We start from the raw sequence: 12,500 nt of genomic DNA, 5'->3' as shown, positions 1-12,500 counted from the left end.
CCTGTCGCGATGTTTATCTTCACAAATATAACAAGGATCTTGATCAGTAATATGCCCGCATACAGAGCAGTATGTCAGATTGCGCTTCGCATTTACGAGAGCTTTAGCGAAATCAAGAACCGTGTCTTCCTTCATACCTAACACGAAAAATGCCAGTCTGGCAGCCGTTTTCGGGCCGATTCCTGGCAGTTTCATGAAACTGTCTATCAACTTTGATATTGGTTCAGGATAGTGCATTTACTTACTCCTTACATGAAGCCTGGCGGTAGATTCAATCCTTTTGTGAATTGGCCCATTGTGCTGCTAGTAAGCTCATCAGCTTTTCTTAGAGCATCATTTGTGGCAGCAAGCACCAAGTCTTGAAGCATTTCGATATCATCTGGGTCTACCACTTCTTCTTTGATTTTTACTTCAACGATTTCTTTATGCCCAGTAACGATGACAGTTACCATGCCGCCGCCAGCTGTTCCTTCAATTTTCTTTTGGCCAAGCTCTTCTTGTGCTTCAGCCATTTTCTTTTGCATTTTCTGCATTTGCTTCATCATATTTTGCATATTGCCCATTCCACGCATGTGTATAGCCCTCCAATTATTCTTTTATTTCCACTAGCTCATCGCCAAATAATTCCCTTGCTTTGACGATCAGCGGATCTTCCTCAGCAGGTTCCTGACTGCTCTTTTCTTCGTCATTATCTGTTTTTTGATTAGCAACATATTCTTCCCGGATTTTCTTCCAGGCATCCTCTGGGACACCTACAATGTCAAGGCTGCTGCCTGTGATTTGAAGAAGAGTCGATTTCAGGCCAGAAATGAATTCCTGGTTATTCATTGCCATTTGGCAGTGGATTTCATACTTGAATTTTAGCACAAATGCCTGTTCAGAGGCAGCAACTGGTTCTGCATCGTTCAAAAGGGCAGCTTGTGAGCGTTTGAGTGATTCAAGCATCTCTGCCCAGCTGCCTTTTATTTTCATTAATGCAGGTTTTGTTGCGCTCTTCAGCACTTCATTTACACGTCCTACAGGCACTTTAAAGGATCGATTAGAGACCGCTGCCTTCTTCGGCTTATCCTTCGGCGTCATCCCTTGGTCACCTGGTGCTTGGGAACGCAAGGAGTTGATTTCTGATTCCAAGTGATTAATACGTTCGACGAGCTTCTTCACAGCAGCATCATCGACACCGCCCGAAGCCGCTTTTACCGGTGCATCGGACTGGCACAATTTCACGAGGAGTACTTCCAAGGAAATTCTCGGATGGGTCGACCATTTCATTTCTTGGATGGATTGGTTCCATTGATCAATCCATGTGTACAGGCTCTCAGGGGCAATCCCTTCAGCCAGCCTCTTGAAATCATCATCTATATAGACTCTTTCCAAGGAATCCTCCAGTCCAGGCGCCGCCTGAAACAAGAGCATGTCCCGGTAGAATAAGATCATATCTTCAACAAACCGGACGGGGTCTTTCCCCATTGCCAGCAAGTCTTTCAATTGACCGAGCGCTTCTGCTGTATCCTTTTCATGAATTGCTTTAACAATCTTGGTCAGAAATGATTGAGAAACAGCCCCCGTAACCGTCAAGGCATCCTCCATTGTCACCCGGTCAGAACCGAATGAGATTGCCTGGTCAAGCAAGCTTAGCGCATCCCTCATTCCGCCCTCAGCCGCTCGTGCAATGATGGAAAGTGCTTGTTCTTCGTACTCAACACCGCTTTCCCGTAAGATTCGTTCCATTCGGCTGACGATATCCTGCGGGGTAATTCGTTTGAAATCAAAACGCTGACAACGAGAGATAATGGTGAGAGGAATTTTATGCGGTTCTGTCGTCGCTAGGATGAAAATGACATGGGCCGGCGGTTCTTCCAATGTTTTGAGCAGGGCGTTGAAGGCACCTGTCGATAACATATGAACTTCATCAATAATGTAGACTTTATACTTAACAGAAGATGGTGCATATTTTACTTTATCCCGGATATCCCGGATCTCTTCTACCCCATTATTAGAGGCAGCATCTATCTCTAAACAATCGGATATTGAACCATCTGTGATCCCTCTGCAGGCAGCACATTCATTGCATGGCTCACTGACAGGAGCATGTTCACAGTTCACAGCCTTTGCCAAGATCTTGGCAGCACTTGTTTTACCAGTTCCTCGAGGACCCGAGAACAAATAAGCGTGGGATATTTTCTGCTGCATCAAGGCATTTTGAAGCGTTTTCGTTACGTGTTCCTGTCCGATTACATCCTCAAAGGATTGCGGACGCCAGACACGGTATAATGCTTGATATCCCAATTTCCTTGCCCCCCTTACATAGTCCCCTTTATTATATCGTAATCGGCCGTATTTACAAACGGCAATCCATACAAAAAAACCATCCTCCGCTGTGGTGAGAATGGTTTAAGTTCTATATGTAAAATTAACTGCCGTGCACCCTCCGTTGATAAGTATCCATAAGCGGAACCATTGCAGTTAGCTCGGCCCAGGCTGCCCTGCGGCACATGGGAGTTCTTACTTACTGCTGCTTCCTTCCGGACCTGACAGGGTTCGTAAGTTCCCATTGCGCAGGACCCAGACGTCAACACCACTTACAATGGTCAGACCTTACAGAGTACTTACCGAAGGAGGGAATTCAGTCTTGCTAGAGCGGATTGCAAGTACAGGGCACCGCTACCTCCCCACCTAGCACGGCAAATTTGAAACCAATAGTTAGGTGTGCCGTAAATGACACATAAATAAGTATAACCATTTACATGAAAAAAAGCAATCCCCACTCCATCGAGTCAGTTTTCCTTTTCCTGCATGTCCGTTTCGGCTTCCTTCTTTCTTTCCCTTTTCTTCCGTTCACGTAATTCTTTAAAGAAGGATGTCAGCATTCCCCCGCAAGTATCCTCACATACACCTGAACGTACCTCGCATTGGTGATTGAAGCGCTCATCCTCAAGCAGGTTCATGAAAGTACCTGCACACCCGCCCTTTGGATCCTTCGCTCCGTACACTACTCTGTCGACTCTGGACATGATCAGCGCCCCAGCACACATCGGACATGGCTCCAATGTCACATAAAGAGTCGCCCCCTCAAGCCGCCACGTCCCAAGTTTTTCACACGCCTTCGTAATAGCCAGCACCTCTGCATGGGCTGTGGCATTTTGATTGGTTTCCCGAAGGTTATGGGCAGAGGCGATAATTTTCCCGTCCTTGACTATGACAGCTCCAATTGGTACTTCCCTTTTCTCCAGCGCAAGCTTGGCTTGTTCAATTGCGGCCTCCATAAAAAGTTCATCTTGGTTCATCGGTTTATTCCCCTTGCATCATTTTTTCACATATATGTATTCACACTTTCACAGCGTTTAGGTATAAAGAATGAAATTAAACAATAACGAAATTATATTTCTATATGGTACAATAAAAGACGGTCTTTATCATAGTAAAATTTTTTCATATATAAGGAGGGCCTCCAATTTGACCAATACTCCATTTATAACAGTCGAAGGTCCAATCGGTGTCGGAAAAACAACCCTAGCCCAAGCGATTGCCAATCATCTTGATTTCAAGCTCTTGAAGGAAATCGTAGATGAAAACCCCTTCCTCGGCAAATTTTATGATGATATCGAGGAGTGGAGCTTTCAAACAGAGATGTTTTTCCTCTGCAATCGTTTCAAACAGCTTGAGGATATTCAATTAAAGTATATCCAAGAACATAAGCCTGTCGTCGCAGACTATCATATATTCAAAAATTTAATATTTGCCCAGCGTACGATCAAGGATGCAAAGTTCAATAAATATAAGGACATTTATTCTATTTTAACTTCCGATATGCCAAGGCCGAATATGGTCATCTATCTGGATGCAAGTCTCGATACCTTGCTTGACCGAATTGCCCTGCGCGGACGCGAGTTTGAGAAGAATATCAGCCACCAATATTTAAAGCAGCTCTCAGAGGATTATGCTGTCTTCATGAATGAGTTCGAAGCAGCCCACCCAGATATTCCGGTTCTTCGCTTCAACGGGGATGAGATTGACTTTGTCCTTCGTAAAAATGATCTTGATTACATCCTAACGTCTGTATCCAATCAATTGCAAAAAGGAGTTTGTTCATGAGCCACCTTCATAACTACCACATTCCGAAGAATTCCGTTATCACTATAGCCGGAACCGTCGGTGTTGGAAAATCCACTTTAACAAAAGCCCTTGCGGAGGCACTTGCCTTCCGAACATCCTTCGAGAAGGTTGATACGAACCCCTACCTCGATAGCTTTTATGCTGACTTCTCCCGATGGAGCTTCCATCTTCAAGTGTACTTCCTAGCTGAGCGCTATAAGGAGCAAAAGAGAATCTTCGAATATGGAGGCGGCTTTATTCAAGACCGTTCCATCTACGAAGACACAGGTATATTTGCGAAAATGCATTATGATAAGGGAACAATGTCTCCTACCGATTACGAGACCTATACGAGCTTGTTTGAGGCCATGGTAATGACACCTTACTTCCCTCATCCAGACTTACTGATCTACCTTGAAGGCTCTCTAGATGATATCATCAAACGCATTCAGATTCGCGGGAGAGAAATGGAGCAGCAAACACCGCTTGATTATTGGAAAGAAATGCACGAACGGTACGAGGGATGGATTAATTCCTTCAATGCCTGCCCAATTCTCCGCCTCAATATCAATGAATATGACTTGAATGAGGACCCAAATGCCATTCATGATATTTTGCATAAAGTATCCGAGCATCTGGAGCAATCAGAAAAGCTGCGCAAAATCTAATCACCGATATAAAAAAAGGATGCCATTACAGCATCCTTTTTTATTTAAGCTCTTATTGAGCATTTTCTTTTGTGATGGCCTTTTTGCCGCCCATGTATGGCTGTAATGCCTCTGGAATAAGGACAGAACCATCTTCCTGCTGGTAGTTCTCTAGAATGGCAGCAATTGTTCTGCCAATTGCCAATCCAGATCCATTCAACGTATGAACGTGCTCTGGTTTAGCACCTGGCTCACGACGGAAACGGATATTTGCACGGCGTGCCTGGAAGGCCTCGAAATTACTGCAAGAAGAAATCTCGCGGTATGTCTCATAGCTTGGAATCCAAACCTCTAGGTCATATTTCTTCGCAGCTGTGAAACCTAGGTCAGCCGTACACATTTTCAAGACACGGTATGGCAAGCCAAGTAATTGGAGAACCTTCTCCGCATGACCTGTCAATTTCTCTAGTTCATCATAAGAATCTTCCGGTTTAACAAACTTCACGAGCTCAACCTTGTTGAACTGGTGCTGACGAATAAGTCCGCGTGTATCACGCCCAGCAGAACCAGCTTCAGAACGGAAGCATGCACTGTAAGCAGCATAATTAATCGGGAGCTCTTCCCCGTTTAAAATCTCATCACGGTGATAGTTTGTGACAGGAACCTCTGCTGTCGGGATGAGGAAATAATCCTCGCTGTTGATCAAGAAAGCATCCTCTTCAAACTTAGGAAGCTGGCCAGTGCCTGTCATGCTTGTACGATTAACCATGTATGGCGGAAGCATTTCAACATATCCATGCTCCTCCACATGAAGGTCCAGCATAAAGCTTGCAAGGGCACGCTCAAGTCTTGCTCCCAGACCCTTATAGAAAACGAATCGACTTCCAGTTACCTTTCCAGCCCGTTCGAAGTCAATGATGCCAAGATCAGCTGCGATTTCCCAGTGAGGCTTTGGCTCAAATCCAAAGTCTCTGACCTCTCCCCATTTACGTGTTTCAACGTTCTCATCCTCAGAATCGCCGACTGGAACACTGTCATGAGGGATGTTCGGAATGGTGAGCATGATATTTTCTAATTCTTCCTCAATCGTTCTTAGCTCTGTATCGAACCCTTTAATCTTCTCGCCGACTTCACGCATTTCCTTAATAAGTGCATCTGCATCCTGTTTCTCTTTCTTCATGATGGCGATTTGCTGGGATACTTCATTTCTTCTGCTCTTTAATTGCTCTGTTTCAACAATAAGCTCCCTGCGTCGTTTATCAAGATCCTCAAATTTATCCAGATCATTTAAATCCTCGCCGCGATGCTGCAGCTTTACTTTTACTTCTTCAAGATTCGCTCGTAATTGTTTTACATCAAGCATTCTAAATTCCTCCTTTAAACGTCTTAAACATACAAAAAACTCCCGTCCCAAAAAGGGACGGAAGTTTCTATTCCGCGTTGCCACCCTAGTTAAAAGCATACGAATGCTTTTCACCTCAAATTGATAACGGGCTTAAACCCGACGGACATTTACACCTCTCAATGTATGAGAGTTTCCATGCCGTGCTCTGAGATGGATTCGCCAGAGTATACCGCCAGTTTGCACCAACCACTGGCTCTCTTTGAAGATATAGGTTCTAGCTACTAGTTCTCGTCAACGCCTTATTATATTCATCATTGTATTATTTATCATACACCGATGTGTAGGAAATATTCAATCAAAACCTAAAAAATTAGAATAAGCCTTTTACAGCACCAGTAATACTTCCCCACATATCACCGAAGAAACCGCCAACGGCTCTCATGGATAACACAAACCAGTTCGCCTTCTCAACTGTCTCAGCTGCAACAACATCAACGCGAACGCCTTTGCTGTCACCTGTGATTGTTCCGTAATTATTGTCAGTCTCCACTGTTAGGTAACCAATTTTGTCACCTTTTTTGACTGGAGCAACTAGATTGCCGTCTTCATCAAGCTTATCTTTATTGATAACGAGCTTCGTTTTGACATTCTCTTCCTCGCCGTTTTTCACGACCAGCTCGACAGCTTTGTTTGTCTTGATTGCAACAGAATCTTCTTTACCTTTTGATACGCCAACTGTTTTTTGGCTCTTATCTTGATATCCCTTTGCAAGGATTTCTTCTGTTGTAAAGTTGTTGAATGCATAGTCAAGCACTTTTTTCGTTTCAGTAAAACGTGAGTTCTTGCTGTCTGTTTTCATAACCACAGAAATATAACGTTGTCCATTCTTTTCAGCCGTTGCAGTGAAGCATGCTCCAGCGAATTCTGTGGAACCAGTTTTCAACCCGTCTACACCCTCGTACTCATAAATTAGTCCAGGGAGCATCCAGTTGAAGTTATCATATGTGCGGCCGTCTCTGAATTTCAAACGAGGAACCTTTGCATAATCAAGCACTTCTGGGTAATCCTTCAGTAATTGATAAGAAAGCTTCGCTGTTGCACGAGCAGACATTAAGTTCTCATCATCTTCGTTTCCTGCAGGGTATTCCCCAAGCAAGCTGCTATTGTTCAAGCCGGAGGAGTTAACGAAGTTATAATCCTTTAGGCCAAGCTCGTTCGCTTTTTCATTCATCAATTTCACAAAGTTCTTTTCCGTTCCTCCGACTAGCTGAGCAAGAGCTACTGTTGCCGCGTTACCGGAGAAAATTGCCATCGCCTCGTACAATTCCTTAACCGTATATGTCTCGCCCTGTGTCAGCCCAATATTGGATAAACCAGGCGCAGCCGAGAGTTTATGGACATACTCATCAATTGTGACCTTTTGATCCCAAGAAATTTTGCCTTTGTCTATCGCTTCTAAAACAAGGTATTCTGTCATCATCTTGGACATGGAAGCTACACCTAGCAGCTTGTCCGCATTTTTTTCATATAGGATTTGTCCTGTCTCTGCATCTATTAAAATGGCTGCCTCAGCACTTAATCCTAATTCATCATCTTCAGCAGCATACGCATTATTGGCTGGAAATGAAAAGACACATGTCAAAAGTAGTGTTAACACCGCAAGCAAAGAGGTTAGTTGTTTTGCCTGTCTCAAGTATATCCCCCCTGGTTATCTTTGTTTGTCGTCGTCTAAACGCTTAGTTATTGTATCACAAACAAATCAAAAAAAATAGACAGAGTCCTAAACCCTGTCTATCATTTCAACCTATTAGTATGAGTAATTTGGCGCTTCTTTTGTAATTTGGACATCATGTGGATGACTCTCTCTTAATCCAGCTCCGGACATCTTCACAAATTGTGTATTTTCACGAAGCTGTTCAAGATCCTTCGTACCGCAATAGCCCATACCAGAGCGCAAGCCGCCAATCAACTGATAAACCGTGTCAGCTAATGGCCCTTTATAAGGAATACGTCCTTCAATGCCTTCTGGGACGAACTTCTTAGCATCCTCTTGGAAATAACGGTCTTTCGAACCTTTTTCCATCGCTGCTACTGAGCCCATGCCTCTGTAAACTTTAAATCTTCTGCCTTGGAAGATTTCTGTTTCACCTGGGCTTTCTGTTACACCGGCAAGCATGCTTCCAAGCATAACTGCATGGCCGCCTGCAGCAAGTGCTTTCACGATATCACCAGAATATTTGATGCCGCCATCTGCAATGATGGTTTTGCCATGCTTACGTGCTTCTGTCGCACAATCATATACAGCTGTGATTTGAGGAACACCCACACCTGCAACTACACGAGTTGTACAAATGGAGCCTGGTCCAATACCAACCTTAACTACGTCAGCTCCAGCCTCTATCAATGCTTTTGTCCCAGCTGCTGTCGCTACGTTCCCTGCAATAACTGTAAGCTCCGGATACATTGCTTTAATTTCAGCAACCTTTTCTAAAACACCCTTTGAATGGCCATGCGCTGTATCTAGGACAATTGCATCTACCTCGGCCTGTACAAGCATCTCAACACGTTTCATCGTATCAGCTGTTACACCTACTGCAGCAGCAACTAATAGACGGCCATATTCGTCTTTAGAGGAGTTAGGGAACTCAATAAGCTTCTCAATATCTTTGATCGTGATTAAGCCTTGTAATACGCCTGCATCATCAACTAGTGGAAGCTTCTCAATTCGATGCTTTTGAAGAATCAATTCTGCTTCCTTTAAGCTAGTTCCAACAGGAGCTGTAACAAGATCTTCTTTTGTCATAACCTCATCAATTAACATGGAATAATCATGAATGAAACGAAGGTCACGGTTCGTAATAATACCGACTAATTTCTTCTCATCCGTATTATTAACGATTGGTACCCCAGAAATACGATACTTGCCCATTAGGTGCTCTGCATCATATACCTGATTCTCTGGTGTAAGGAAAAATGGTCTAGTAATAACGCCATTCTCAGAACGCTTAACCTTATCGACCTGTTCAGCCTGCTGTTCAATAGACATATTCTTATGAATAACGCCTAAGCCACCTTGCCTTGCCATCGCAATAGCCATCCCTGACTCAGTTACTGTATCCATACCCGCACTAATAATAGGAATGTTTAAGTTTAATTTATCTGCAAGTTTCACCTTTAAAGATACGTCCTTCGGCAGGACTTCTGACTCACCAGGAATTAATAGTACATCATCAAAGGTCAAACCTTCTTTGGAAAATTTATCGTTCCACATACTTGCCTTCCTCCATTCCTAAAAAAAAATTTATTTGTAGATTATCAATTGGACAAACTAGTGTCAAGGAAATAACAATTTGTAAGATAATTCAAATTAATTAAAGGTGATTCCATGGTCCATAAAGATGATATATATATGCAAACATACCTTCCATTCTACTCTGCAAGCTATACGCAAAAATACTTGCTTAAGGCCTATCAAAAGCAAAACTTATCCGACGCTGCCCAATATAGCTTCTCGAATTGCTATCCTTTTATCTCCTATGTAGAAAATGGGCTTCTCTATCTGAAACAGGCTTCCATGACACCTGATCAAATTAAACCCTTACTCTTATATTATGGATTGACCCATCTGCTAAAAGCATGTGTACTCATCTTTGACCCCAATTATCCAGAAACTACTGCTGTCCTTGCCCATGGTGTCTCAACTCGCAAAAAAAAGAAGCAACAGTATGAGTTTCTCATGGATGAAGTCAAAATACAAAGAAACGGCTTATTTACCCACCTAACAAGCAAAATGTTCCACATGAAACCTGCAGTAGAAAAACATTCCATGATAACTCTCCTAAAAGAGATTCCTGAAATCAGTACACTATTCACCAGAATGAAGGGACAAACCTCTCATCTCACCGTATCCTTTCAGGAGGGTGCTTTTCATATCGGCCAGGAAGTACTCGACCATTACCATATGACACTCGAGAGATTCCTTCAGCATGCTGAAGGGAAATGGCAGCTTCCTATAGACTACGAAAGAGTGGCAGGAGAAGATAAGTTACTTAAAATAGGCTTACGAGAGTCTTTTACGAATGAAAGAAGGACGAGGCTGCCCTTTCGCTATGACTGCCGTTCAGATATGTATACACTTTCCCTGCAGAAAGATGAGACATGCCAACAACTGCCGGATCTGCTTGTAATGTATTTACTTTTATACAATCTCAGTATGATTGCCCGCTATGAAATAGACTGGTGGACCGAACTGTTTAAAGAGATGGGACATCATGATCTACCGTTTATAAAAGGATTAATGGAGGTAGCTGAGTTCAAAATACCTCTGCTTATCAGGGATTGGATGAAGGATAAAGAAGGGGATTTTTATTAAGGTTTAGATTAAAATTTGTAATCTTTTCCCAGGAAATCATTTTGGTTCTCTTATGCTTTGTATTGAGCAAGGAGATATCTCGCTTTTTATGTGAAATCTTAAAAAAACCCTAATGACGCCATTTTGAATGTCCGGAAAATACAAAAAACCATTCACTACTGAACTGGTTTCTGCTTGCCCGGCAACGTCCTACTCTCACAGGGGACGCGCAGCCCCAACTACCATCGGCGCGCGAGCTTAATTTTCGTGTTCGGAACCCGACCGGCGATAAGCGGCGGATTTCGGCGTCGGCCGCGCTCGCTCAGTACTCATGTACATCGTACATTCCGTGCTTCCCTCACTTGCCTCCTTGACCTCCTTGCTTCTCCCCAATCGGAGATGCCTGCTGTCAGTCAGGTGAGCTTCCTTTACACTTTTAATAGATACAATCTCTTTCGAGATGAAAGCACAAAAAAACCAGTTCACTACTGAACTGGTTTCACTTGCCCGGCAACGTCCTACTCTCACAGGGGCGTGAGCCCCAACTACCATCGGCGCTGAAGAGCTTAACTTCCGTGTTCGGAATGGGAACGGGTGTGGCCTCTTCGCCATCGTTACCGGACTTATTCAAGAATGTTGAATCATTCTTTCAAAACTGGATAATGTTTGTTTGGCCTATGCGTTTTGTTCTTGGTTAAGTCCTCGAACGATTAGTATCCGTCAGCTCCATGTGTCGCCACACTTCCACCTCGGACCTATCTACCTGATCATCTTTCAGGGTTCTTACTAGCTTGCGCTATGGGAAATCTCATCTCGAGGGGGGCTTCATGCTTAGATGCTTTCAGCACTTATCCCGTCCGCACGTAGCTACCCAGCTATGCTCCTGGCGGAACAACTGGTACACCAGCGGTGCGTCCATCCCGGTCCTCTCGTACTAAGGACAGCTCCTCTCAAATTTCCTGCGCCCACGACGGATAGGGACCGAACTGTCTCACGACGTTCTGAACCCAGCTCGCGTACCGCTTTAATGGGCGAACAGCCCAACCCTTGGGACCGACTACAGCCCCAGGATGCGATGAGCCGACATCGAGGTGCCAAACCTCCCCGTCGATGTGGACTCTTGGGGGAGATAAGCCTGTTATCCCCGGGGTAGCTTTTATCCGTTGAGCGATGGCCCTTCCATGCGGAACCACCGGATCACTAAGCCCGACTTTCGTCCCTGCTCGACTTGTAGGTCTCGCAGTCAAGCTCCCTTGTGCCTTTACACTCTGCGAATGATTTCCAACCATTCTGAGGGAACCTTTGGGCGCCTCCGTTACTCTTTAGGAGGCGACCGCCCCAGTCAAACTGCCCACCTGACACTGTCTCCCACCCCGGTTCAGGGGTGCGGGTTAGAAGTTCAATACAGCGGGGGTAGTATCCCACCGACGCCTCCACCGAAGCTGGCGCTCCGGCTTCAAAGGCTCCTACCTATCCTGTACAAGCTGTACCAAAATTCAATATCAGGCTGCAGTAAAGCTCCACGGGGTCTTTCCGTCCTGTCGCGGGTAACCTGCATCTTCACAGGTACTATAATTTCACCGAGTCTCTCGTTGAGACAGTGCCCAGATCGTTACGCCTTTCGTGCGGGTCGGAACTTACCCGACAAGGAATTTCGCTACCTTAGGACCGTTATAGTTACGGCCGCCGTTTACTGGGGCTTCAATTCGCACCTTCGCTAATGCTAAGCGCTCCTCTTAACCTTCCAGCACCGGGCAGGCGTCAGCCCCTATACTTCGCCTTGCGGCTTCGCAGAGACCTGTGTTTTTGCTAAACAGTCGCCTGGGCCTTTTCACTGCGGCTCACCTGGGCTTTGACACCCTGGTGAGCACCCCTTCTCCCGAAGTTACGGGGTCATTTTGCCGAGTTCCTTAACGAGAGTTCTCTCGATCACCTTAGGATTCTCTCCTCGCCTACCTGTGTCGGTTTGCGGTACAGGCACCTTCTTCCTCGCTAGAGGCTTTTCTTGGCAGTGTGGAATCAGGAACTTCGGTACTCTAGTTCCCTCGCCATCACAGCTCAGCCT

Annotated in this window: 10 protein-coding genes, 2 rRNA genes, 1 other RNA gene and 1 other annotated feature (2 of these 14 cut by a window edge); of the genes, 3 read left to right on the top strand and 10 right to left on the bottom strand. The window is 44.7% G+C overall.

Annotated elements, in window-relative coordinates:
- The 5 genes from recR to tadA all read right to left on the bottom strand — a co-directional run.
- Window positions 1-237 carry the start of a recombination mediator RecR gene (gene recR, locus ACY8DX_RS00115; RefSeq protein ID WP_049672633.1) on the bottom strand. Its footprint begins 360 nt before the window's first position, so 237 of the gene's 597 nt are visible here — the first part of the coding sequence; it begins with the start codon at window positions 235-237; its stop codon lies beyond the left edge, outside the window.
- Between the two features lie 11 nt (window positions 238-248).
- On the bottom strand, window positions 249-572 hold the full coding sequence (locus ACY8DX_RS00110) for a YbaB/EbfC family nucleoid-associated protein (RefSeq protein WP_049672634.1): 324 nt from the start codon (window positions 570-572) through the stop codon (window positions 249-251).
- A 16-nt stretch (window positions 573-588) separates the two neighbouring features.
- Complete coding sequence (gene dnaX / locus ACY8DX_RS00105; RefSeq protein ID WP_462406027.1) at window positions 589-2,286, bottom strand: DNA polymerase III subunit gamma/tau; 1,698 nt, start codon at window positions 2,284-2,286, stop codon at window positions 589-591.
- Between the two features lie 131 nt (window positions 2,287-2,417).
- Window positions 2,418-2,682: signal recognition particle sRNA large type (gene ffs / locus ACY8DX_RS00100), an RNA gene on the bottom strand.
- A gap of 92 nt (window positions 2,683-2,774) precedes the next feature.
- Window positions 2,775-3,284, bottom strand: a complete 510-nt coding sequence (gene tadA, locus ACY8DX_RS00095; protein WP_049672636.1) for a tRNA adenosine(34) deaminase TadA — start codon at window positions 3,282-3,284, stop codon at window positions 2,775-2,777.
- Between the two features lie 169 nt (window positions 3,285-3,453).
- Between tadA and ACY8DX_RS00090 the strand changes: the two genes are divergently transcribed.
- Together ACY8DX_RS00090 and ACY8DX_RS00085 are read left to right on the top strand one after the other, a co-directional pair.
- Entirely contained in the window at window positions 3,454-4,092 is a 639-nt protein-coding gene (locus ACY8DX_RS00090; RefSeq protein ID WP_462406026.1) for a deoxynucleoside kinase, read from the top strand.
- Window positions 4,089-4,760: a deoxynucleoside kinase gene (locus ACY8DX_RS00085; protein WP_462406025.1), complete on the top strand. Its 672-nt coding sequence runs from the start codon at window positions 4,089-4,091 to the stop codon at window positions 4,758-4,760. The genes ACY8DX_RS00090 and ACY8DX_RS00085 overlap by 4 nt, the downstream gene beginning before the upstream one ends.
- Window positions 4,761-4,812: 52 nt before the next feature.
- Here the strand turns inward: ACY8DX_RS00085 and serS are convergent, their stop codons facing one another.
- The 3 genes from serS to guaB form a co-directional block, all read right to left on the bottom strand.
- Window positions 4,813-6,102 (bottom strand): serine--tRNA ligase, encoded by a 1,290-nt coding sequence (gene serS, locus ACY8DX_RS00080; RefSeq protein ID WP_049672639.1) that lies wholly within the window; start codon window positions 6,100-6,102, stop codon window positions 4,813-4,815.
- 50 nt (window positions 6,103-6,152) lie between these two features.
- Window positions 6,153-6,388 (bottom strand) — a binding site (T-box leader).
- A 66-nt stretch (window positions 6,389-6,454) separates the two neighbouring features.
- Window positions 6,455-7,777 (bottom strand): serine hydrolase, encoded by a 1,323-nt coding sequence (locus ACY8DX_RS00075; protein ID WP_053103783.1) that lies wholly within the window; start codon window positions 7,775-7,777, stop codon window positions 6,455-6,457.
- Between the two features lie 114 nt (window positions 7,778-7,891).
- Window positions 7,892-9,355: an IMP dehydrogenase gene (gene guaB, locus ACY8DX_RS00070; RefSeq protein WP_049672640.1), complete on the bottom strand. Its 1,464-nt coding sequence runs from the start codon at window positions 9,353-9,355 to the stop codon at window positions 7,892-7,894.
- 138 nt (window positions 9,356-9,493) lie between these two features.
- On the opposite strand from guaB, the gene ACY8DX_RS00065 reads away from it, so the two are divergent.
- Window positions 9,494-10,456 carry a YaaC family protein gene (locus ACY8DX_RS00065; protein WP_462406024.1) on the top strand — a complete coding sequence of 321 codons (963 nt, stop codon included), beginning with the start codon at window positions 9,494-9,496 and terminating at the stop codon, window positions 10,454-10,456.
- A 484-nt stretch (window positions 10,457-10,940) separates the two neighbouring features.
- On the opposite strand, the gene rrf is transcribed toward ACY8DX_RS00065, so the two are convergent.
- Window positions 10,941-11,057 (bottom strand): 5S ribosomal RNA (gene rrf / locus ACY8DX_RS00060).
- A gap of 68 nt (window positions 11,058-11,125) precedes the next feature.
- Window positions 11,126-12,500, bottom strand: a 23S ribosomal RNA gene (locus tag ACY8DX_RS00055); it runs 1,561 nt beyond the window's last position.

Source organism: Gracilibacillus sp. Marseille-QA3620 (genome assembly GCF_054950035.1).
Note: the sequence above shows the minus strand (reverse complement) of the source record. Positions and strands in the feature narration are given on the sequence as shown.

Bases quoted from the DNA above. Each gene is read 5' to 3' on its own strand.
- serS (WP_049672639.1), bottom strand. From the start codon at position 6,102: ATGCTTGATGTAAAACAATTACGAGCGAATCTTGAAGAAGTAAAAGTA.
- ACY8DX_RS00085 (WP_462406025.1), top strand. From the start codon at position 4,089: ATGAGCCACCTTCATAACTACCACATTCCGAAGAATTCCGTTATCACT.
- ACY8DX_RS00110 (WP_049672634.1), bottom strand. From the start codon at position 572: ATGCGTGGAATGGGCAATATGCAAAATATGATGAAGCAAATGCAGAAA.
- tadA (WP_049672636.1), bottom strand. From the start codon at position 3,284: ATGAACCAAGATGAACTTTTTATGGAGGCCGCAATTGAACAAGCCAAG.
- guaB (WP_049672640.1), bottom strand. From the start codon at position 9,355: ATGTGGAACGATAAATTTTCCAAAGAAGGTTTGACCTTTGATGATGTA.
- ACY8DX_RS00065 (WP_462406024.1), top strand. From the start codon at position 9,494: ATGCAAACATACCTTCCATTCTACTCTGCAAGCTATACGCAAAAATAC.